The organism is Brevibacillus brevis (genome assembly GCF_900637055.1).
Taxonomy (GTDB): Bacteria; Bacillota; Bacilli; order Brevibacillales; family Brevibacillaceae; genus Brevibacillus; species Brevibacillus brevis.
Genome location: NZ_LR134338.1, coordinates 1410993 through 1434682 on the forward strand (window position 1 = coordinate 1410993; position 23690 = coordinate 1434682).

Here is a 23690-nt window from a genome sequence, read left to right on the forward strand (position 1 = left end):
GGAGGCTACCGTGATGAAAGTGTTTTGCTTGGGTGGAGCAGGGAATATTTGTCGGGAAGCGGTGCTCGATCTCGTGATGCATTCGGATTTTGAGCAGATCACGATCGGCGATTTTAATGAAGAGGAAGGTCGCAAGGTAGTCGAGTGGCTGAACGATCCACGCGTAGATTTTGTTCCGGTAAACGTGCGCGATCATGCGGATACGGTCCAAAAAATGCGCGGTTACGACATCGTCATGGACGGTACCACGATAACGTTAAACGGACTGTCAACCGCTGCGATTGCGGAGGCTGGCTGCCATGGTATCAATTTGAACGGTTTTGGGGAAGAAAACGCATCGGATGCGATCTTCCGCGCTCATGGAAAGACCTGCCTGCCAGGCTTTGGCATGACGCCTGGGCTGACCCAAATGATGGCGATGTATGCAGCGAACCAGCTCGATGAAGTCGACGAAGTCCGCGTCAGCCACGGCTCTTTTCGTCCGATTGCCTTTTCCAAATCGATCACAGAGACGACGACTTATGAGTATGATCCAGACCTGCCAGGGCGGGTCGTCTATGAAAATGGGGAATTTATTCAAGTCCCGCCATTTGCTCGCCCTCGCGAAATAAAGCTTCCCGAGCCGTATGGAACAACGGTGCAGTACATCATTCCTCATGCAGAGACAAAAACGCTCGCACAGGCTTTGTCTCCAAAAGGAGTAAAGCTGATCGAGGTGCGAGGAACATGGCCAAAGCAAAACATGGAGCTGGTCAAAGCCCTCTATGATTATGGCTTTTTGCGGAACGATCCCATCACGGTAGGCGAAACAAAGGTGGGAATCCTTGATTGTATCTCCCAATACCTCTACAATTCTAGGGAGGGAAAAGAGACGGAATTATACGGGTATTCGCTTCATGTCGAGGTAACAGGTACCAAGGACGGCCGCAAAGTAGGACACATCCTGTACCATACACATCCGACATCTGACGGCTCTGAGCCTGACTGGGCTGGGCTGCGCGCTTATACCCGCAACGTAGGAATCCCGCTGGCGATTGCGACGGAGCAGATCGCAAAAGGAAACGTAAAAGCTACTGGCGTCATAACACCAGAAGAAGCATTTGACCCGGCTGTGATTTTTCACGAGCTGGCAAAACGTCAAATTTACATCCATGGAGAGAAGATCGAACTGACGTAAAGTACGGTATAGGGGGACATGCGGCGTGTCGTTGTTCGGGGAAGAGCGTAAGCAAATCATTTTGCAGTTGATCAATTCCAATGGCAAGGTGCGGACCAATGAGCTGGTCGAAAAGCTGCAAGTATCGTCTGAGTCGATCCGCAGGTATTTGGAAGAGCTGGAAGCGGAGAAAAAGCTGAAGCGCGTTTATGGCGGGGCAGTAAAGCTGACAGTGGAGCGCTCCGAGCCCTCTCATATTGCCCGTGAAGTCTTGCGAGCGGAAGAAAAGAAACGAATTGGGCGGCTGGCGGCGGACTTGGTGCAAGACAGCGATACCATTGTCATCGATGAAGGGACAACGCCTTTGCAAATGATCAGCTTTCTCGTGACGAAAAAAGATTTGACGATCCTCACTAGCTCGATCACGGCGCTGAATCGATTAATCGAGTACCAAAACAATGGAATGCTTGCGGCAGATATCTATTTCCTGGGTGGAAAAGTGAGCGCCAAACATCATCGGGTAAGCGGGACCTATGCAGAGAAGATGATGAAACAATTTTATGTGGACAAGGCGTTTATCGCGGCTGACGGCATCTTGCTCCATAAAGGCTTGACCTGCTATGAGCCAGACCGAACGGAACTCGCCCGTTGTTTCATCGAAAATGCCAATGAAAGCATTGTGCTAGCCGATCACTCCAAGATCGGGGTCAGCACATTGTGCAAGATCGCGGACTTAGGAGAGGTCGACATCATCATCAGCGATACGGCAGCACCAGCAGAATGGAATAAAGGACTCCAAGCAAAAAACGTAGTATGGATGGTAGCAGAAGAGTAGGAGTAAGAAGGGCCAGCGATTCCCGTAAGAGGGAGGAGCTGGTTTTTTTGTTTGACAGAATGGCAAGTGTGGAGTTTGGAAAACTTTTGAAGGTGATCCCATACCTCATCTTTTTGCGAAAAGCTATTGAGATCAGGAACAAGAGGTTCCCCAAAGGATTATTTGTACCGAGAGGTTGGAAAGAGAGGTTGGTTGAAGAAACCAAACCTCTTTTTGATTTGTGTACTGTAAAGCAGGCGATACCTTGGCTGAAAAAACGTCAACTAGAAGCGAGAAAGAAAAAGGTTGAAGCTATTCTTCAAAAGGACCCGTTTCAAATAAACGAACCTGCAAACAGTACCGAGGAAGAAAACCGACTACTGTAGCAGAACAACTTTCGTTTATAAAACCGTTAGAGGGATACTTACAAGATAAAATGATACGTGTAACAACGGATATTGACCTAAAAGACACACCCACTGATGAGTTATTCTATCAGTGGGATGGTGTAAAATGGGTCAAAGACATGTAGCCTGCAAGGTATTCCTTGTAGGCTTTTTTTATATCGACAACATTGTTTTTTTCCTGTTATCCTTCTTTATGGGGATTTTTTCCTTAAACACATAGTTTTCGATATCAGAATCAAAAGCTTGGGTGGTGAATTGGTTTGAATAGATACGATTTGCGCGTCCCTTTTTCGGAGAAAGACTATGCAAAGAGTCTGGGAGCTAAATGGGATCTTGAGAAAAAAGTGTGGTATATCTCAGACGAGATAGATCTCGAACCATTTCAGAAATGGTTCCCTACTAAAGTAGAGAGCTTTAATGTTCGTGCAAATAGCTTTGAAATTGCCGAATCCGTTCAAACGTGTTGGAAGTGTCAGAAGAAGACAAGAGTATTTTCATTTTGCTTACCTGAGGGCTTTGAATTGTTAGAAGAACATGGAGAAAGTGTAGAACGTTGGGTACGCCAAGATTACTCTACTATGCCAAGTAATATAACTGTTTTATCTGATAGGGTTCTTGATGTGATCCAGAGAATTACCACTCGATATGTTGTTAACTTCAGCAAAACGGCTTCTCATTCATACTACTTAAACCATTGTGAGCATTGTAATTCAAAACAAGGTGATTTCTATTTGCATAGTGAACCCGGGAATGCCTTTTTCCCGATGTCAGATGAAGAAATGGACCAAATAAAAATGCAGCAATTCAATCTACCTTTTTCAGCGTATGCTACTTCATTTTCAATAGGGACATTCTTTGATTGATTTTTTTATTTGAAATAGCGTTCATTCGTTGATATTAAAGCATTTAAACCTTACATTGATATTAATAATAAAGTTAATAAGCTTGAAAATGATACGGTAAATATTAATGATAATATAATGTGTCACAATCAGCCCATTCTGACGAGGATAGCTACTTAGCTTTCTCAGCATAAGGGAGGCGGGAACTCAAGGTCGTCCCGGCGGAAGTGAAGGTCGTGGAGCATGTGCGCTATGTGCATGATTGCCGCCATAGTGAGCAGGAAGCGATTTCTACGCCGAGCGTGACCGCCCCGATACCCGCTCCTGTTGTGCCAGGCAGTCTGGTGTCGCCGTCAATGATTGCGTATGTGATGAGCCAGAAGTACGTGGTCGATCGTGGCCTCTTGCCATGCGGATGAGGTGTCGAATACCGATATCAGGTACCCGGCGTGCTGGAGACACCGAGCGATTGGCTTTCACCATCCGACCGAACTCCAGCACACCGATTCGTGCCGACACCTATTGCTCCCGGTCGACGGACTGCACGAGCATGTCGGTCATCGTTACGGAGTCTGATCATAGAGCCGTCGGTTCGTGCCGGACGTATTGTTGCGCCACGCTCGCTGCACCCGATCAGTGCACCGGTCGAAGCGGTCAGGGCAGCAGCATCAGCCATCCGGAGCGGCGTACTTCCCGTCCGGCTCGAATGTCGTTCCATTGGACGAGTCCAGCTCCACGTGGGTGGTTCCGCGATTGTCGGTCAGCACGAGCATGCGCGAGCCGACGACGGGGACGCGGTCGGCGCTGGTGCGCATGTGCGCTGAGACGACACGAGGAGTACCGTCGACAATGTAAGCTACCTCGACCGTGAACATCGGGAGATCGAAGAGCCAGCGGTTCGCGAAGCTTACGGCGGTCAGCGTCCCGGTGAATGACGAGCCCTCCACGCGGAGGCGACCGATGTTCGCCTGACGCCGCCGGGCGTGGGCGATCGACCCGGGCAACCGTAGGAGCGTTATGGCGGCCCAGAGGGCGAAGCTGGCTCCGACGACGGCGCCGAACTCTGGCGGGATCGTAGGCGACGTTGCGATGGCCTCGAGGTCGAAGGGACGCGACGGATCGCTTGTCAGCGTCCAAAGCAGGAGGACTCCTGCGTCTGCGACGAGTCCTCCTGAGACCGCGAGTGACGCGAACAGGCCGGCGACCCTGATCTGTCCGAACTGCTCGACTGCTCGCGAGTACAATCCGCCGGTCGCACCGATCGCGACAAACAACAGCACCACGGCGACGCCCACCGTGACCGGATGACCGAGGAACATGCTGATCGCCGGTGTCGGCGCCAGGCCGAGCAGAGCACCGAACGGCACGCAGCCTGTCAGCACCCACAGTGCAGCGGCTGCGAGCAGCCATGGCAGCAGCGGAGCCGCGCGTCCGACGCGACGTCCCGGCCGGAGCACAGTCATCCGTCCGTCGGTGTCCGTGGTGGAGAACAACGGCAGCGTCTCGATGTGCTCCTGCTGACCCTCCGCAGCATCCTGATTATATTTAGTCATACACACCTTCACCTCCATAATTTTTTGGCGTCTTTACTACTGAATCAGCGTGCATGGCCAACATCTCTTTAAAGGTCTGTGGGAAAGGAACAATCCCCTTCCCGGTCATGAAAGTCGTAAATCACTTGAGGTATATTCAAGGCTGGAACTACTGATGCGTAGTTTGAATATCAGGAGGTTATCAAACAGTTTCCAAGATCTTCTGTTAATTTGTGGGTGTGCCAGCGACACTGGTACTACCCCTAATTGTGAGATAAACCATGAAATAATGCATGGCACTATTGTTTGGACAAATACGTAGTAGTGTTCATAGTTACAGTCATTCTGTGATAGGAGAAGGAAGATGGAATTAGGTTGGAGTTGGGATGCCGTTTTACCTGCCCTTGTGTCAAGCAGTGCAGTGTTTACTTTAGGTGGCTTTTTGCTAAAACATATTCTAACAAGGAAGATAGATTCGCATTTTAATATCAGAATGGAAGACCATAAAAATATCCTAAGTAACCAGCTCGAAACACATAAACAACAATTAAATGTACTAACTGAGACTGCCAAGTATGATCTTCAGAGAAAGATGCATGATTTCAGTTTGAATCGTCAAAAAAGTCACGAGATATATCTAGAAATTTATAAATATGCAGTAACTATTTCACAAAAGATAGAAGAGTTGAAGAAAGAATGGGGGGTTCAATTTATTAAAACTCTCCCGGAGAATGAATTCAAAAACTATTTAAAGAATAGAAATGTGGATGATGACAGAATAGATGACTTATTTCAGAAGAGAGAAAACCCTTTCTTTATTAACGATGTTCAGTTTTGGATTAAGAAGAATGAATTAGATGTAATAAAGCAAGAATATCAAAAGGGCCATTCAATATTCTTATCATCAAGGTTTTATTTATCAGACGATGCTGAATGGTTACTTGGTGAACTGTTTAAATTGTATGGCAAGCAGATAAATAATTGGGGTAACGCCATTCTTTGGAGAACAGCAACTAGTAATTGGTATGGAGACCAAAAGAAGAAAACTGAAATGTCAATTCAAAATAACGAGAAAACTATAGATGATTTAATGAAAAAAATAAAAATTCAAATAAAGGCTGAGCTATCAATTGCTGAAGGCTAAAGAATAACAAAGTACGAAGGCTTTTCTTTTGACCTCTTCTATCGATAGCATAAGGTAGAGAAAACAAAAAGAGTAATAGAAGTGGGGGGATTCTTCTAATGCTCTGCACCACCAAACACTAAACCAAATTTATTTAAAAATTATTACGATCGCCTTGTAAAGGGCAGAGGAATGAGCAAGCGCAAAGCAATTGGACATCTTTGTGGAAAGATAGCTCAAGTTATGTATTCTTGCTTAAAAACAACTCTATGCACGATCCAAATGTTCATGCCAAACAGTTAGGGGTTTCTTGGGGAGAGACAGCGGCTAACGTTATTAGAATACCGGTTAATATAGATGAAATTGAAAGCGATGCTGCGGTAATGTCCGAGGAAATAGATTCTTAATGGGCGCGATTGTATAAGAAGTGTATAAAAAGGAGCTGAACCTAATTAAAACTAAGATTAATCATCCTTATGTATATTTTTTTATGGAACCGAACGTAGTTATTGTTTTTAAAATTGAGAACAAAAACTATCTAACTGTATCCGATTTAAGTGAAAAAGGCGAGTGGAAAACGTTTGAAATCAATCGTGGAGATGATTTTGATTCGTTTAATCACGAAGAACACAAACCACGTGTAGGTAAAGGATACTTTATTACACAGGATGATATGAACATTATGGTTGAAGAAATAAATAAACACATTCAAAAATGCCCTCAAACATTATTTCCTGGCGAAAAACATTGGAGTAACACAGTTAGTGCGGTGCATATCGTTTCGCCAGAATTTGCCGCAGGACCTTTAAGAGTTGGGCTAGAACGTCCTAAGATCGTGATCGGATTTCCAGACTTCTTATCCATTGGACCATTGAGGAATCTAGATGAAAAGATTGGACAAAAATTGCGCAATGAATGGTTACATGAGAATATCAACTTCGAGCAAGATGATTATGTATATCTGAATAAATTTACTAATACATTGCGTGAGATAGATGATATATCAGATCATGTTCCTATTTATATCTGGTGTGGTAATAATGCAGATGAACAAACCGGTCTTCGGTTTATTCTTTATTTGTTGCGGGATAAGAAAAATGACATATTTATTATTAATTCTACAAAATTTTATCAACGATATATAACTTCTAAAGTTGAAGAGCAGTATGTTTTTAGTACAGGTCAAATTGAAGCAAAGAATTTGAAGCTTATATTTGAGAAAAGTATTGAGGGCAAACCGTTATCTGATAGGGATCGTAAACAATTTAATAAAGAATGGGAAACACTATCACAATCCAAAGAAGTTCTTCGTTTATGGATTAATGATGAAATAAAAGGAGTACCAGAACATCATTTTGATACACTAATTCTAGAAACAATTGAAAAGTTACATCAAGAACAAGGAAACAAAGAGTTTTTGTTGACTGCAAGGGTGATTGGAGAAATATTGAAACAGATGAATGAGGTTATTGGTGATTTCTTCTTAGAGTATAGGATTAGGCATTTAATATATAGCGGGGTACTAGAGTTAAAAGGTATACCAAAATCAATGAGGCATTACAGAATTAGAATGCGTTGATTAATCAGGATCTTCCGCTAACCGGTTCGCTAGTTAAAACAAGCACAACGGATAGCTACTAAAATCTGCTGTGCTTATTTATTTTTCGGTATCCCCTACACGTGCTTAAAAATGCAATAATCATCATTTGCTTTCTAAATTTCAGGATTATAACGAGGTTGATAATATGAATTGTTGTTTGAGGAGTGCAAACAGTGAAAAATAATAGAGAAATTGAGAAGACGCTCGCATCCCTTTTTGACATTGGTGATCTATTCTCCATTTTAAAAAGAAAATATAAACCTCTCCCTTTGCAGAAAAGAGACAATGTAGAATATGAAGTCCAGTGGCAAAAAACTGAACTTGAAAAAGATGGCCATAAGGTAATTCACATTGCTCAAAATAAATTTGGCGAGAGAGTTATGCATATAGATTGTTCTTTGGTGACGGTTTGGACGATGTAGATATCAAACTGAGGGTGAAGCTGATCTCCAAAAAAGGTGTTATGGTTCCTGATCCTAATATTTTTCTAGAGTTTGATTCAGAACAAAAGCATTTACGGATTGCGGACATCCGCATGGAGGAGGATCAGGTTAACAAAGGGTATGGATCCATCATGATGAATGCCATTATGCAGCTCGGTAACGAATTGAATGTACAATGCATTACCGGATGGATTTCCCAAGTTGATTGGGACCATATCGAACGATTAGAGCATTTTTATAAGAAGTTTGGATTTAGTTGTGAGATAAATCATGAAATTAAACATGGCACTATCATTTGGAAAAATGCGGACTACATTAGGGAGTATAAAATTTGAAGTTACTGATGAACACTTCTCCTTTTCGACTGGAGCAAGGTTACGAATTAGGATTTGGTCCAAGCGTGTTTGATACAATGGCAGAGGTCATTCTGGCTTTTCGCGAACCGTGGCAGGATATTCTTTTCTCATATACGAACTGGGACAGAGAATTCGATCCGCATAGGGAGAATCTAATTGAAGATTCCGTGCACTGTTTCCACGCAGATATGATCTATGACCCTAATCAGACTATTTGCCTAAGGGTGAAGGAAATACTGCTTCATCATTATGCGCCTGAGAGTGATCTGAGAACTAATGAGGCCTTGATGGATCAAATGTTAGCCCGTTTTAGAGAAGTCCCATTAGATGAATTGGATGATGAACTTCTACGGAAGATTGGCACCGCTGTACACGAAATGAATTCGTTCTACACGCTAGAGGATCGTGATGAGGCAACGCAAACTTTTGTAAAAAACCGTTTGGTCGAAACCACTAGTTCCACCTGGCTGTACCCGTTTGAACGCCCAGTCAATTTGAAAAACCAATTATGGTATCGCGTTAACACGATAGAAGAAATCCTACGGTCATTCGAGCTAACAAGTTGGATGTTTGCCTGCGTGATCGTGAATCGGAATGCGCGGGTCGAAGATTACTGCTACTTACTCGACTATACCGAAGAACATGGAGATGAACATGACGGCATGGTACTATACATGTCCGCTAAGTGGCCTGAGCTTTCAAAGATGACGTTCTTCCGAAGTTGCAAATCCTGCTGGGCGATAAGCTCGAAATCATCAAATAGACCGTCCCTCGTACGCCTACTCGATAGTAAGAGCTACGAATTAGAGTGCAAGCCATTACATATGTTTTAAGACATGGACAAACAGGATTAAACAGAGAAGGGAGATTACAACATGTCGGATGAGATTATAGTGCACCCCGTCGCCTGGCCACCTGCCCCAATCAAGACCGAGCGGCTCGAGCTCCGCCAGTCTGAGGCCCGGGACCGTGTGGCGCTGATCGACCTGTTCGCCTCACCAGAGGTGGGCACCTACGTCGGCGGCTCCCGACCGCGTGACGAGCTCGAGCAAGCGCTGCCCGAGGTGCCCGGGCAGCGCTTCGGCTTCTTCGTGGTCGATCTCAACGGAACAACGATCGGCATGATCACGCTCGATCGGCGCGGCCCGGAGCGTAAGGGTCACATCCGTCCAGAGGGCGGGGAGCCCGAGCTCGGCTACATGTTCCTGCCGCAGGCGTGGGGACGCGGGTACGCCACCGAGGCGTGCGCAGCGGCGCTCGACTGGTTCGCCGAGTTGGAGCGGTTCGAGGACTACGGCGCCGAACAGTGGTTCGGCGTATGGTACCCGGGCACGCGTCCGATTGAGCTCATGCCCGACAGTGCGACGGCTCGCCGAGGCCGCTGATCAGCCGTCGGCCACGGTGAGCCGCTTGTGACAGTTTTAGTTTGGGAATTCCTTAATCACATTTTCAAGGTCTTTCTTCAATGAATCCAATTTAGGCTTATCGTTACTGAAAAGCCTATCATCATTTATTTTTCCCATAAGTTCACTTAGTTTCTTGAGTTCATCTTGTTTACCTTGGATCTCCAATAGGTTATTCTCATTTACTAATGACTGTATCTTTTTAAGATATTCTTTTTTATTCTGGTACAACGTTACGATTTCGGATTGTAATTGTTCATCGGCAATAATCTGTTTTGTTTCTCCATTGTTAAAGATAATGGATGGGAGGAAAAGGGGATTAGAAATCAAATAGCTATCAATCATTCCTGATAGATATGCCAACCTCTCTTTGTCTTTTACATTGGAGAGTTCTTTCGTAATAAGTTCAAACTGATAGACCGAGGAGGTATGTTGATGTTTGAATACATCAGTCAAAGTAATTTGGAATTGATTATGCGTAGGCTCCGATGATGTTATGCTGCAAGAAGCCAAAAAGAGGCATGAACCCAATATTAAGGAGAGTAATCTCTTCATGAGGTATTTTCTTCCTTTCTTTCGTAAATGAGTGATCCGCTACAGGAAATAATTGCACCAGTTCTCAAACCGAACGGCGATACTCAAGGATTTAATCTAAGAAATTATCAGTTCGATCCGGGTATAGATATAGCTGCATTCGAGATTTCCTTTGTCGATTTATCTCATACGCAAAATGAAAAAGATTATTTACGAATCGAATTGTTTGATAATGTCGAGCCGACGCAAAGCATTGACGAGTTAGTTGTGGTAAATGCTACAAATTTTAATGGTTATGATCGTGAAGAAATAAAATCAGAAGGAACAACAATGATAAGGTTAACTACACTTCCTTACTTTACTCAAATTAAAGAGTATACTAATGACTTTTTCATATGTGATGCAAATACGAATGGAGTAGGTGAGGATGGGACTGTGCAACAAGTTGAGTCGTTTGCAGGAATGAGTGGAAGCCCAGTCTTTAAAGTTACCCTGAAAGGAAGTACATGCCGTTGGATTGGAATCATGACTAATGGTGATCCTGAAGCAGGGCAATTTTGGGTTCTTGACTATCGAGTTGTGATAGATTTTCTTGATCAGAGATATTTTCATATTGACCAAGGCTTTGAGGATCCAGAATAACCACTCATAAATTTTGATATAGCTTTGCTACAATTTGATAGGCTTGAGGAGTTGCAAGCGCAATCAGCACATCAATTATGATATAACTAGGATCTACACTCACGTTTAAATGATCTAACTGTTGAACGTTTAAAATTAATAGATGCTACTAAACCCTCAAATTTGCGAGGACTCTATAATAAAATTGTGGCAGTCTAGGATTATTTTATTCCCGCAGTTTCTATTTAGGAAGATTTGTACAACTAAACGGATTTTAAAAAAAGCGATGAACACGGGATTAAAACCTTACATGAATATTAATAAAAAAGTTAACGTAGTTGAAAGTGTTAAAGTTAATATTAATGTTGTCATTAATGGACAAAATGTGATTCCAGCAAGTCAGATAGGCGATGGAAGACATAACAGCTCTAGTCATCGTTGACATTCCGTTTGTAGAATTTTTATAACGAACAAAAGCATGTGCAGTTTCAGAAAAAGAGAGGAGAGTCAATAAAAGTGGTATAGAAGAATTAAGACTTAATAGAACAACCAAAAGTAAAATGTCCATCCGAGCGTATCTACTTCGGGATTTCAACATGGATGTTAAAGCAAAGGTATCCAAATGGAATGGGTATGATTTCATTGGTGGGTGTGGGTGCTTTGTTACCATTTAAAGTAGCCCGTATCCGTGACTTGATCCATTTATTTACTCCCAATGAAAGTAAATACTTCAAAAAAAATTTATAACATCCGGCTTTGTAATACATGCCTTGTAGGTTAAGCCAGCATTAATAAAACAAATAGAGCTCTAATCATTTAGATTAGGGCTTTTTTTATTTTATTTTTGAAATTTTCACCACAGGTTGTTGGGAAAACAGACCAAGAGCACCATATTTTTTGACAATCATTTTTACCTCATAGTTGATATACTGACACCTGGGATTTTGATAGATGAAGGATACATAACGAGGTGATGTCCCTAGGGATATACAAATAGTTGTAAATTTACCGTCAAGTAACTTGAGTCACTCATAATTATTTCTATGAAAGTAGTGGAGTAAAATGGTAAATCGTTTGATGAGTTTTACGTTTGTAGGCATGCTGATTTTGCTCACATGTTTTCCTATGGCTGAAGCAAAAACGACACAAAATCCTATAGCGGAAGTATCTCAAATGGATCGAGAAATATTGGGGCTTCAGCAGACCTTATCTTTCTTCCAGACTGTTGCTGAAAAAAAGGGAGATAAGAAATTAGCGAAAAAGATCGAGAAGCAAATATCCATGTTTTCGCAAAAGAACACGAAGCTCCACGCTGCACCAAAGGATTCGAATCGGCTAAAACAACAAGAAAAAATTAAGAAGCATCTGGAAAAGCAAAAAAACAAGATTCAAGAGTTGCAAAAACAAATGGAGCAACAAGTAAATGCATACTGGGAACAACTTATGCCTGAGCTTTCTCCCCTAAAAACACCACCAATAAAGCAGGCGAACGCTGCCACATTACGCACTGCTGCTGTTCCGTTAACTTCAGCTACTCCAATCGTAGATCCCTTTGAACCGAATGACGAAACAAATACCAGCTATCCGATTATTAGTGGAAATCTTTATACCTCAAAGCTTTCCTCCGCAAATGACACCGATATGTATCGTTTGGATTCAGGGTCCCTCTTTGGAGAAATAACGGTGACACTGAGTGTTCCAAAAGACAAAAACTACGACCTTCTTGTCCTTCAAGATCCAAGTAAAGTAGTTGGGTCTAGTATGAATAGCGAACGTGGTCTAAAAGAGACGGTCACATTTTCTGTTCAACCAAATACGATCTATTACATTGCTGTATTTAGTATGGATCGAGATTACAGTGAAACAGATTCCTACAGTGTGAATGTAAGTAAAGTAAAAACAGAACTTGCTCTTGCTCAACCGGTTGATATTAGTCTGCCAGTAGGAGAAATACCAGCCTATCGCTTTACTGCTCCAGTAACAGGCACATATCGATTCTTTACAGGTTCATACGGAGGGTTTGGAGTGCCATTTGACACATTACTTCTTATGTATCAGGAAGAGCAAATGCAAGGCTTTGTAGATTTTAATGATGAAGCCTCGGATGGTTCTCTTTATTCCGAAATCAAGATAAACATGACAGCTGGAACCACATACTTTCTATATGTTCCTCCTTACGACCAATCCCAGGCTTTACATACGAGACTGACAGTTGTTCTAGACACAAGTGCTGCTGTAACTTCACCAACGATCAACGAAGCAACAGTTAATGATGGTAGTATTTCGGAGAAACAAGTAATCAACTTAACGAATGGCACTTTTCATACAGATGTAGCATCTGCTGTGACAGTAAATCATTTACCTCAAGGTTTACAGCCAGTTGTGACGCGTAACAGCGAAACTCAGCTCACCATCCAATTCACGGGAAATGCAAGTAATCATGAAAAGAAACATAGTGTTCAAAATGTCTATGTGACGATTCCGCATACAAAGATCACAGGTACGGACAAGGACGTAGTAACCAATACATTCGGTATAAATTTCACGGATACAGAATCCTTATTGGTTTCCACACCTATTGATATAAATTTACAACCTGACAGTAAAAAAATTGTAAAATTTACTCCTCCTGTTTCTGGGAATTTTGAAGTTTTTACTGATACCAATGCTACACAGCTCGCTATTTATGAGGATTATGGACAAACACGTTTAGTCGTCTCCACTGATGCTGGGAGCGAATCTCCTTTCTCCAAGGTAACTCCTTCCTTACAAAAAGGTCAGGATTATTATGTTGTCCTCTCGGTTGCAAATAATAGCTCTGTTCAAGCACGACTTACAGCTCGTTACATCGGAGTCGAATATGTGTACAACGCAAAAGGACAACTGGTCCAAATTAGACAAAATGACAAAATCTTGACTGAGTTTATCTATGATGGCAATGGAAATCTCACCAAGAAAACGGTTTATTAAGGAAAGAGGAGACAAAGCTCGATGCGAATCAAACAATGGTTAACAAAAAGTATAAATGTCATACTGGCAGCTTCCTTGCTATGGCCCGGTATGGCATATGCAAACACGGAGGAATCTCCAAATGGTACAGATTCAGCTTCTGCCTCCGATCAAAATGGGACGACAAAAAATTGGCTCACTACTTATGTGAACGCAAAAGACGAAGCATCCAAGAAAAAAGAGAAGAAACCAGATGACAAACCAAGCTACACCAAGGAGAAAGTACTCGCGGAGAATTGGGATTCCCTTCACCCAAACGATGTGTGGCAAGCTTATCGCAATTCGACAAGAGAAATGCTCCAGATTGCTTCCTATTTTTACCCACAATTTGATAAATTTTTGTCACACAACGAGCAAGTAGAGAAATACCAGTGGACAGATGAAATAGTCATCGGAAAGATTAGCAAACTTACCAAAACGAAGTACGAGCAGATTTCTGCACTTTTGCCTGCGATAAAAATCTTTTTTGAACAAAGTAAGTCGGAAGATCAGCCTAAACCTACTCTACAACAACGAAACGCCTTGACTAGCTCTTCACTTGCTTCGAGTCCTCCCGATGCGATGTACGACTCAGAAGGTTTGACGTATCAATACAAGCGATCCAACACAGACAATCCGGTGGACGAGCTATACCGGACAGCGAATGTGAGAGAAATCGACCTTCAATTAGATGGAAAACATGGGATGGATTTGACGTTAGAAAGAAGCTATTCTTCTTTGGACGCCATGACCGAGGATATTTATTATTCTACTTCAGAAATTAACAGGACACGTCCCTTACAAGGAGATGTAAACTCCCTGAAACACGGCTGGAGTCTGAATTTCCCTCGGTTTCAGGAGATATACAAATCAAATACGAATTGTACCAAATCAAGTGATGCGACTAAATATTCATGTGGACATAAAGGTGAAGGCGAGCGATACCTTTTTACATTAGAGGATGGGACCGTTCTGGAGTCCTCCACGAAGTATGGAACATGGGTAAACACCCCATTTCAAGGGGCTACAATGGTCAACTATCGAGACAAAACTGGTGAATTTGGCGAGTACCACATGGCCACATTGCGAGTGAATGGGGATAAGTATGATTTTGGGGAGGAGTCTCGATACAAGGGGGATGATCTGTACACCACCTATCTGGTCAAGAAAACAAATCCTTATGGAGATACAATCCACTATCGCATCCCAGATGACCATAGTTTGCCTATCGAAATTACTGACAGCGTAGGACGCTATATCGTCATGGATCGATTATCGGGCAGTACACAGGTAAGAGTATACCAAGATAGTTCGAAGACAACCTTGTTGAAGCACCTAGAATATGAGTGGGGAATCTATACGAACCAAGATCGTGTAATCGAACACGATGTATCCGGTACAGCAAGTAAAGTGATCGCCGAATATATGTATCATGATGCCAAATTATACGGGAAGTCTGAATTTAACTTCAAACCGGACTATACCTTCCTGGCGACGAACGGTGTCATTAACTTTGATGATAACGGGATAGAATCATCTTCTTATACAAATGTAGACCGAACCAAGCGTGGGACAGTGAACTACAAGCTGTTGAAGCAAGTATATTACCCGGTAGAAGGTTTGTCTATGGCGTACACGTACAGCTTATACAATCCGGACGCGCCTGGTTTTTTGGATCGGGGAGTCGTACGCCTGTATCAGGACAAGGAAATGTTGACCTACACTTCCTACCATCCAGTGACTGCTGTCAATTTTCGTTTTGCAAAGACACCTCATCCAGACGACCCAAAGACAGAGTGGTACTCGTACACCAAGTATTATCCAGAGACCAACAAAGAAATCTGGAAGGCGCCCAAATCTGAGTCCGTTAGATTTGCTACGCAGTCCCTTAACCGTGATGGCTCCCGTGTGGTAACCAGCACCCTTCAAGATGGGCTTCTAAACGAGGAAAAAGCGTTTGTGGTCAATGAAGATCGTAACTTCTTGCTGCAATCGGTGAAGAAGTATGTTGGTTCAGGTTCGGATACGGACACAATTCAAGGGGAGCTAAAGCTAACCGAAGGCGACAAAACGTATCTCTTCTCTCCTGTAACATACACGAGTTATTTGTACAACGATCGCGAAACAAAACCGACGTATGTATTTACTTTCCCTGGGCGTCCGGCTTCCATAACAACCGACCAGGATGTGTATTCGTTCCTGTTGGCTCCAAACCCGGACAAACTGTCCAAGGTAAAGGTGCGTATACCCCGTTTGGCGCAAACAACAGAATATGACTATAACAAGTACGGAGATGTCATCAAGGAAGTTGATCCAAAGGGGAATGTAACGGTAACAGAGTATGTTTTCCCTGGAACACCATCCGATTTCCGATTGCCTGGTAGTATCAAAAAGACAGCAGCCGGCAACCCAAGTCATTATCATCAGGAAACGTATACGTACGGAGGGGACAGCTTACTCGCCACTGAAAAAATCGTGGATTCCTACCCAGATGGTATAACCCCACGGGTAGAGCAGATAGACCGTACTTACAGCTACGCAGATAAACAATTGAGATATATTGCAGAAGCAAGTACAGGACCAGATGCCAAAACCACCCTGCAAAACATCGCTTCCTATGAACCGATGGGACTTTATCCCAGTCAGATAACAATGCAGGTAGAGACGGCAGCAGGCCAAAAACAGACCCTGGCGCATAGCTATAGCTATGATGGAATGGGGCGCCTAACTTCTCGCACCTATCCGGACAATACTCTGGTCCAATTTACGTATGATTTACTCGGCCGAAAAACGAAAGAGCTCGTAACAAGCAAGGAACAGACGAGAACGACCAGTTACGCCTATGATGATGCTGTACGTAAAGTAACCATGACCATGCCAGATGGCACGCAGGTGTTTTCCCATTTCACGCCATATGGAGAGGTCGAATACAAAGGACAGATTGGAATAAATGGGGAAGTACGTCCGCTTCTGTACAATACGTATTCTCTGGATGCGAACCATCTATTATCTAGTTCGCCCTTTGCAGATAACAATCGCGCTACGACATTTGTTTACAATGCAGATGGTACCGTATGGCAGAAAAAAGAACCAATAGGCACTACCGTATATTTGCATGCCAATACGATGAACGACGGAACAAACAAAGTTGCTGCCAACACACAACTGACGATCGAGCCTAACGGATTGCAAACAACACAATACCACGATCGCCATGGACAGTTGGAAAAAGAAGTGAAACGAACAGGTGACGGCACTCAAAGCCTAACCACTCATCTATCCCGTAACGATTTCGATCAGGTCATTCGCAAATCTGTTAAAGACCATACTGGTGAGAATCGGGCCTGGGAGTATCGTTACACCAACAATGGCAACCTCGTATACCTGTTAGATCCAGAACAAAACAAATACCGGTATGAATATGATTCACTTGGAAATCTGGTAACCGTAACTGAAAATCAAGTGCTGACTACCAAGAACCATTACAATGCCCTATCTTGGAAAATCAGCGAGCAGGATATTCCATCCGGCGCAACGGAATCGTATAGTTACAATGCAAATGGTACCACTAAGGAATTTAGAGACAAGGCAGGGAATACTCACACCTATGAATACACACCGTTTTACGATGTAGCCAAACTGATTACTAAAAACGCAGCGGGTGTAGTCACCAACGTAGAAACGAACGAGTACGTCCCGAACACCTCCCTGCTCCAAAAAGAAACGAACAGCAACGGGACAGATGGATTGCCAACTGGCAGTCACAATCGGGAAATATCTTATACCTACGATCCATTTCAACGACTGAAGAGCCAGACTGTTTTTGGACGTGCCTATCAATTAGGGTATGCGGATCATGACGACCTCATGGATACCTTCACGTACCCAGATTCTACAACTGTGACATATAGTTACGATTCGGCTAATCGCTTACAGGAAGTAAACAGTCCGCTCACTGGGCTCATTACGTACGATTATCACATGAAGCCTAATGGAGAGAGCTACCAGGTCGAATATCCGAATGGTAGAAAAATCGATCGTAATCTGGATTCGTTTGGACAAGTAGAGAATGTGACTCATCTGAACAAGCAAGATCCTGTCTGGACTGAATCGAACAAGTATTCTTTCGGGAATGTCGTGTCTATCCAGCGGAACGGAACTGCTCACCAATACAATTACGACAATATCGATCGCTTGACCAAGGAAGAGGTACCAAGCTTAACGAATCAGTACTCCTATGACGGCAGAGGCAACCGCTCCGCTTTTGAAGGAAAGCTGCCTACTGATATTGGGACAACGATGTATACGTACGATGAGCGAAATCGCCTACGCAGTACCTCAAACGAAAAGACAGGGACAAAGACAGCGTATACCTACTTTGGGGATGGGCTGCGTGCAACCAAGGTCGAGAATGGTGACGAAACAAAGTACGTATACTTGAATGGAAAAGTTATCGAAGAGCTGGATGCAGCGGGAAATGTAAAGGCTCGGAACATCTGGGGAAATGAACTCTTGTTTAGAAAAGACCTGTTAGCTAACAAAAATGGCTATTATGGTTATAACAGTCATGGAGATGTTGTTTCGATCTCAGATGAAAATGGGCAGGTTCTGAACACCTACGAGTATGATACGTGGGGAAATGTCACTACGCAGACGGAAGGGATGTCCAATCCGTTTAAGTATAGTGGAGAGATTTATGATGAGAAGACCGGTTTTTATTATCTGCGTGCACGGTATTATGATCCGACGGTAGGGCGGTTTATCTCGGAGGATACGTATAAAGGGCACGTGGATAATCCGTTGACGCTCAATAGGTATACGTATGTGGAAAACAATCCGTTGAGGTATAAAGATCCTACTGGACATTGGAAGGAGGGAGACGAGAAGTTACATCCAACTATACAGGATAAAATAATAGATTTAACAATTGATTATTATTCAACAAATGACGTTGGATGGCGTAGAGTTATTGAGGGACAGGCAAATTTGTGGAGAGAATATGGGAAATACGATCCTGCTGATTTTGTCCCTGGTGGTGGTATGGTTTCCATAGGGAAGAAAGCTCTCAATATCGCTGGTAAAAGCGCAACGAGTGCTCGTAATTCTGCTGGAACTGTAACAGGGAGTATAACAAACACTGTTTACAAAATGATGCGTGGCACGCACGGAAATGCAGGTGTTATACCTAAAGAGGTTGCAGAACAATTAAGCGGCAAAACCTACAAGAACTTCGACGATTTTAGGAAGGATTTTTGGAGAAGTGTGGCATCATCACCTTATGCTAATGAGTTTGGTGCGTCAAATATAACTAGGATGAAAAAAGGGCTTGCACCGATTGCTACAAAAAGTCAACAATATGGAGAACAAAGAAGTTATGTATTACACCATTTGCAACCAATTCAGCATGGTGGTGGAGTTTATAATCTTAATAACATAATAATTGTTACCCCAAGGTTTCACCAAGAAATTTTAAATCGGAGTTATCACTTCGGGAAATAAATAAGCCTACCGTAGAATTATATAACCAGGAGGGTAAGAAAAATGGGATTGAGTAAAAAGGAACTAGTTGAATTAGTTGAGAAAATTATAAGAGTAGACGGAACAGAGGAAGAAATAGATGAAATGATGAACTTACTTGAAAAAAATGTTCCACATCCTGAGGTAAGTGATTTGATTTTTTGGAACGAGAAGGAATTAACACCAGAAGAGATAGTAGAAGAAGCATTAAATTATATGCCAATTAAATTACCTCCTTCACAGTAGGCAAAGTATGAATTTTCATAGCCCCAAACGAGTAACACCTACTCGTCTGGGGTTTCTTTTCATAGTCCAATTATATAGTCCATCGAAAAAGAAATTTCTCGACTGATCCTCTATAAAGGTCAGTTGAATTCCTGGCCTTTAGTCCTTCAGAAGTGATTCTTCAAAGTATATAGTCGGTTATCATGGCTTGCAGATACTAACTCGAGATTGCAGGTAAATGTTTTTTCATCTAAATAAAGTGCAACCAGGTAATATGTACGTGGCTTCCCAGTAAGGTAACGATCGTGTTGCAAACCGAGATCATTTTGCGACTATGTTCGCTACTTCCAGTGCACTTATAGACTGTTGTGATGTTTGTGTCAATGACTTGAGGCAACGTTCAATGGCATTAATCCATGAATGGGGGATTTGATTCTCCATTTGCTCACTCACCGATCTACCAGGAACGCGCTCCCTATTAGATTTAGTGAGGATCTCGTCTGATACAGAAGTGGCTTCGTCAAAAAAGGTAGTAAATTGATAATCTTCTGTACGCGATTTATCATCAGAGGCTCTTGAAGGGCGCTGCCGCGCGTAGTTCTGTAATAGGACATTCAACCTTGCTACTTGTCGATCAAGCAGAGGTAAGCCTACTGAAAGGTGTTCTCGGATATCTGCAGGCAACTCTAGATCATCTGGTACAAAGAATGGTAGACGCCATCCATCTTCGATTTTACGCAGTATTTCATCACGTTCTAAATCGATGCTCTCCATACCACGTTTAATGCGTCCTACGGTAGCTGCATCTAAGTTTGTGTAGTCTTGAATGCACTTACTATCCAGGATGAGCTCATCTCGCGTATCTAGATTTGTGACATGGTACACATGGCGGATCGGTCGCCCACATTCACATTTTTGATCTCGGACACCTCGATCCTCGTAATTGCTAAGGACCCAACCTCCAACCTTACTGACAATGGTGTCATAATCATCACTATCGATTAGAGATATTCCCTTAATTTCTGCCATAATGTTTAACCATTGGGTTCGCTTGCCACGGCGCATTTGATTATCTATGAAGTCTTTTTGTTCCGGAAGCAAACGACTAATAACCTCGTCTCGAATTAGCTCATTTAACTTCGAAAACCTCATAAAGCACCTCTCTTAACACAACTAATGACCCGTTTTAGGGTTTAATGTGATGCCTTTCTCTTTTAACTAAGGACTCGGTTTTTTCAAGCCTTGTGATCTGCTCCTTCGCCTTCAGAACTTCCGCAAATAGGGCAACTTCTAAATTGACCAGTTTTTCTTTACCTTCGCTAGTTATCTAGTTATCACTAATATAACCAATATGTTCCAATTCGTCATGCAATTTATACAAATAGGATAAGTTCACAGGTTTTCCAAAATCTTCTCCTAAATCTTTATACGTATGCGGAGATTTACCATCTAGGGCTGCCCGGAGAAGCAGCCAGTCATAGTAGTCTGCTACTCCAATGATAAAATCGTTCTGATCCTCTGAAAGAGGGGAGGGAGTGCTTTGAGATTCACTCAATTTCTTCTCGAGATCATTTAGGAAATGACGAAGCCGTCGTATTCTAGTGGGCATCGTTTTAATTACAGCTTGCTCACCACTATAAAAGTGAAATACCTTAATTGACCATCCTCAACCAATTATGTTCAAATAGGGATGAGTCTATTTTCCTATCAAAATTGAATGCTGTTAATTTTGTAGCGACGAACATTGGCAAGTCCAAATATTAGATTTCAAATTTCTCCAGCCAGGGAAATACTTGCTCAACATCCACCACCAACTAGTGATCAAAATACAATGTAGGAGTTGCGACGTATAAATTAACAGGGGTGCTTAATGATGACAACAAAGTTCCGACAAACAGCGGAAGAAATATTACATAACACTACATGCAAAAACAACGAGACGGAAATACAAAACCTAGCAGAACAGATGGACTTAGTTGAACAGCATGGCATGAGCAATCTAAACCAAACACTTTTGAAAAATGCACGAGGGAGCGGTCGAAACATTCCTGATTTTATTGCTGAGCATAACTTTGGGGCTGATCTAATTCGTAATGACCCCCAAGGTTTATTCTTGTACGAGCCTCCTCAATACACACGTCCACCTGATTTTGTGTTACCACGGGTCAACACAACTTATTTTTTGCAGATGAAAAGATTGAATGATAGCGAATTTGAGAATCGCAGAAATCAGATGATGCGACGAATTCAAACTCATTTTGAAGCAATTGCTGTTAGTAAACTCGTATCTATCGAGTTAGCCGAAAATTTCTCGGAGCAAGATGTAGAGCCGCTTGTCCGTTTAATTGCAACGATAGCCCAGTCTGATGATCTGTCGAGGCAATACTACCCTGATGATATCAAACCAAAAGCTGCTTTTATACTGTTTAACCCACGTACCACGTTACCACATTTGTCTCTAGGGATATCCTCAGGTATGGATTGGCGGGATCTTACTGGCGAAGCTGAAGCCCAAATACGTTCGAGTCTTGATAAAGCCATTGGCGCTTTTACGTGGAATAATGATGCGCAGCATGTGAATCTAATCGTTATGGAAGCGGATCAGTATGATGACATAGACATTTCTCAAGCTGTATTTGGTACTGAAATCTACCAAGTTAGTCAAAGAAAGACACTGACAGGAACAAATCGGGACACTGATGGATATTTTTATGACCCACTCCATAAAGATAGGCTTTGCGGCGTCATTGCGCTTAGAAGAACGGGAGATGGATTTATTTCTGGATATCGGAAAACGCTGTTTATAAACGAACAATTTGAGAGTTATGCAGACCTAGTTCGACAAGTGGTAGGGATTGATGAAGTGTTAACAGTGAGGGATATTCCATAAATATGATGCGGCCATTCTCATCATTTTCAATACATACCAATGGGGGAGTTAATGAAATGACCGCCAACCTTACAGAGCAAATTTTTAAAGGTTTAAGTGCGGGTGAGCTTCAACGCCTTGCAGTAGACTTGCTACCTAGATTATACAACGATTGGGGCCCGATTTCACAAAATGGAATTGTGGAAGGAACCAATCAGACTCGTAAAGGAACACCAGATGCCTGGTGTGAACGTGAGGATGGGTCATACGTATGCATCCAAGCGACTGGTGATTCTGGAAAGGGAAAAGTGAAGGAAGACCTCATTAAAAGTGTGACAATACTAGTAGAAAAGGGAGTGGCGAATGGAGCTTTATGTATAGCTTTTCTCCGTTTTGATCCTCACCCTGAAGAGATTATTGAATGTAAAGAACTTTGTTCTGAAGAAGGTATTACATTTGAATACTATACTAATTCAGGAATTTCCAAGCTTCTTGATGATAGGTTTCAAGACTTACGCCATCGTTACTTAAAGCTAGAAAGCCACCCGCCACCTAAGACAAACGTCCAAAGTCTATTTACTCTAGATAAGCCTAGCGGATCTCAACCAAGTACTTGTGCACGTTTTATGCAGGTACTTAACTGGGGAGAATTGACACCTAAGCAGTATCAAGAATCACTTAACGAAATCACTGAGTTTTATAAATCGTTAGCTAAATTAAACCTGCCTTCCCGGAGATTCTTCGCCGCTTTAGTAGAACTCGCAACGCCAGCTTATCGTGACTATATGATGTGCGTATCATGCCAAGAGGTAGAAAATTCATTGAGCATGACTGTTCCGCAAGTCATGAATCAAATGGTTATATTGGAAAAGTATGGATTTGGATCAATTGATAGTGAAGAGTATCCACCTCATATTTACATTCAACCTGCAAGTGTTCGGTGGCAGTTATTACAAGACCTTAAAGCTTTTGCGGAACATGAGTCCATCAATTTACGAGAGATCTTGGTTAATTTACATTTTACTTTACTTGATTAGTTCGAAATCGTTGCTTTTTGCCATTTTGAAATACATTTTGTTACATAAAAAGGAAAGCAAATGCCCTCAAATAGAGGGCATTTTATTTGTCAGTCGTATGCAAATGATAAAGGGAAAGCCTAGTGATCGAGTGTAAAGTTTCAGCGAAGATTTTGGGGTGGAACATACACATTAGCTGATTGAATCGTGCTCATAGGGGGAAATTGATTAAGAGCACACGAAA

The 23690-nt window shown here is 42.5% G+C and carries 20 protein-coding genes and 1 pseudogene; 17 read left to right on the plus strand and 4 right to left on the minus strand.

Annotated features, from left to right (window positions below; all coding sequences use genetic code 11):
* The first annotated feature begins 13 nt into the window (after positions 1 to 13).
* The 5 genes and pseudogenes from EL268_RS07450 to EL268_RS07470 all read left to right on the plus strand — a co-directional run.
* The gene (locus tag EL268_RS07450) at positions 14 to 1177 is read left to right on the plus strand and encodes a saccharopine dehydrogenase family protein (RefSeq protein ID WP_106655572.1); all 1164 of its coding nucleotides are present in this window, start codon (positions 14 to 16) and stop codon (positions 1175 to 1177) included.
* Positions 1178 to 1202: 25 nt separating this feature from the next.
* A complete protein-coding gene (locus EL268_RS07455) occupies positions 1203 to 1991 on the plus strand; it encodes a DeoR/GlpR family DNA-binding transcription regulator (protein ID WP_106655573.1) in 789 nt (262 codons plus the stop codon).
* Positions 1992 to 2038: 47 nt separating this feature from the next.
* On the plus strand, positions 2039 to 2356 hold the full coding sequence (locus EL268_RS07460; protein WP_106655574.1) for a hypothetical protein: 318 nt from the start codon (positions 2039 to 2041) through the stop codon (positions 2354 to 2356).
* 281 nt (positions 2357 to 2637) lie between these two features.
* Positions 2638 to 3240: a DUF5710 domain-containing protein gene (locus EL268_RS07465; RefSeq protein ID WP_106655575.1), complete on the plus strand. Its 603-nt coding sequence runs from the start codon at positions 2638 to 2640 to the stop codon at positions 3238 to 3240.
* Positions 3241 to 3416: 176 nt separating this feature from the next.
* Positions 3417 to 3608: pseudogene (locus tag EL268_RS07470) on the plus strand (IS66 family transposase); the annotation flags it as partial.
* 47 nt (positions 3609 to 3655) lie between these two features.
* Here the strand turns inward: EL268_RS07470 and EL268_RS07475 are convergent.
* Together EL268_RS07475 and EL268_RS07480 are read right to left on the minus strand one after the other, a co-directional pair.
* Complete coding sequence (locus EL268_RS07475; RefSeq protein ID WP_126435403.1) at positions 3656 to 3937, minus strand: hypothetical protein; 282 nt, start codon at positions 3935 to 3937, stop codon at positions 3656 to 3658.
* Positions 3888 to 4772 carry a hypothetical protein gene (locus tag EL268_RS07480; RefSeq protein ID WP_106655576.1) on the minus strand — a complete coding sequence of 295 codons (885 nt, stop codon included), beginning with the start codon at positions 4770 to 4772 and terminating at the stop codon, positions 3888 to 3890. Before EL268_RS07480 ends, EL268_RS07475 begins: the two co-directional genes overlap by 50 nt.
* Before the next feature lie 343 nt (positions 4773 to 5115).
* Here EL268_RS07480 and EL268_RS07490 point away from each other — a divergent pair, with 343 nt between their 5' ends.
* The 6 genes from EL268_RS07490 to EL268_RS07515 all read left to right on the plus strand — a co-directional run bounded on the left by EL268_RS07490 (position 5116) and on the right by EL268_RS07515 (position 9658).
* Positions 5116 to 5895 carry a hypothetical protein gene (locus EL268_RS07490; protein WP_106655577.1) on the plus strand — a complete coding sequence of 260 codons (780 nt, stop codon included), beginning with the start codon at positions 5116 to 5118 and terminating at the stop codon, positions 5893 to 5895.
* Between the two features lie 469 nt (positions 5896 to 6364).
* Positions 6365 to 7453 carry a DUF1835 domain-containing protein gene (locus EL268_RS07495; RefSeq protein ID WP_126435405.1) on the plus strand — a complete coding sequence of 363 codons (1089 nt, stop codon included), beginning with the start codon at positions 6365 to 6367 and terminating at the stop codon, positions 7451 to 7453.
* A gap of 194 nt (positions 7454 to 7647) precedes the next feature.
* Positions 7648 to 7896: a hypothetical protein gene (locus tag EL268_RS07500; RefSeq protein ID WP_106655579.1), complete on the plus strand. Its 249-nt coding sequence runs from the start codon at positions 7648 to 7650 to the stop codon at positions 7894 to 7896.
* Positions 7884 to 8252 (plus strand): GNAT family N-acetyltransferase, encoded by a 369-nt coding sequence (locus tag EL268_RS07505; RefSeq protein WP_106655580.1) that lies wholly within the window; start codon positions 7884 to 7886, stop codon positions 8250 to 8252. Before EL268_RS07500 ends, EL268_RS07505 begins: the two co-directional genes overlap by 13 nt.
* Positions 8249 to 9106 carry a hypothetical protein gene (locus tag EL268_RS07510; protein WP_106655581.1) on the plus strand — a complete coding sequence of 286 codons (858 nt, stop codon included), beginning with the start codon at positions 8249 to 8251 and terminating at the stop codon, positions 9104 to 9106. Before EL268_RS07505 ends, EL268_RS07510 begins: the two co-directional genes overlap by 4 nt.
* Positions 9107 to 9148: 42 nt before the next feature.
* Positions 9149 to 9658, plus strand: a complete 510-nt coding sequence (locus EL268_RS07515) for a GNAT family N-acetyltransferase (RefSeq protein ID WP_106655582.1) — start codon at positions 9149 to 9151, stop codon at positions 9656 to 9658.
* 36 nt (positions 9659 to 9694) lie between these two features.
* On the opposite strand, the gene EL268_RS07520 is transcribed toward EL268_RS07515, so the two are convergent.
* Positions 9695 to 10231, minus strand: coding sequence for a hypothetical protein (locus tag EL268_RS07520; RefSeq protein WP_106655583.1), 537 nt, complete (start codon positions 10229 to 10231; stop codon positions 9695 to 9697).
* Positions 10232 to 10258: 27 nt separating this feature from the next.
* Between EL268_RS07520 and EL268_RS07525 the strand changes: the two genes are divergently transcribed.
* From EL268_RS07525 to EL268_RS07540, 4 genes are all read left to right on the plus strand, one after another.
* Positions 10259 to 10852 carry a hypothetical protein gene (locus tag EL268_RS07525; RefSeq protein ID WP_106655584.1) on the plus strand — a complete coding sequence of 198 codons (594 nt, stop codon included), beginning with the start codon at positions 10259 to 10261 and terminating at the stop codon, positions 10850 to 10852.
* Positions 10853 to 11893: 1041 nt separating this feature from the next.
* A complete protein-coding gene (locus EL268_RS07530; protein ID WP_106655585.1) occupies positions 11894 to 13801 on the plus strand; it encodes a hypothetical protein in 1908 nt (635 codons plus the stop codon).
* 21 nt (positions 13802 to 13822) lie between these two features.
* Positions 13823 to 19318, plus strand: coding sequence for an RHS repeat domain-containing protein (locus EL268_RS07535; protein ID WP_106655586.1), 5496 nt, complete (start codon positions 13823 to 13825; stop codon positions 19316 to 19318).
* A 42-nt stretch (positions 19319 to 19360) separates the two neighbouring features.
* A complete protein-coding gene (locus EL268_RS07540; RefSeq protein WP_106655587.1) occupies positions 19361 to 19582 on the plus strand; it encodes a bacteriocin immunity protein in 222 nt (73 codons plus the stop codon).
* A 300-nt stretch (positions 19583 to 19882) separates the two neighbouring features.
* Here EL268_RS07540 and EL268_RS07545 read toward each other — a convergent pair whose 3' ends face one another.
* The gene (locus EL268_RS07545; protein WP_106655588.1) at positions 19883 to 20713 is read right to left on the minus strand and encodes a hypothetical protein; all 831 of its coding nucleotides are present in this window, start codon (positions 20711 to 20713) and stop codon (positions 19883 to 19885) included.
* 718 nt (positions 20714 to 21431) lie between these two features.
* Between EL268_RS07545 and EL268_RS07550 the strand changes: the two genes are divergently transcribed.
* Entirely contained in the window at positions 21432 to 22451 is a 1020-nt protein-coding gene (locus EL268_RS07550) for a hypothetical protein (protein ID WP_126435407.1), read from the plus strand.
* 56 nt (positions 22452 to 22507) lie between these two features.
* Positions 22508 to 23467 carry a hypothetical protein gene (locus EL268_RS07555; protein ID WP_106655590.1) on the plus strand — a complete coding sequence of 320 codons (960 nt, stop codon included), beginning with the start codon at positions 22508 to 22510 and terminating at the stop codon, positions 23465 to 23467.
* Positions 23468 to 23690 lie beyond the last annotated feature (223 nt).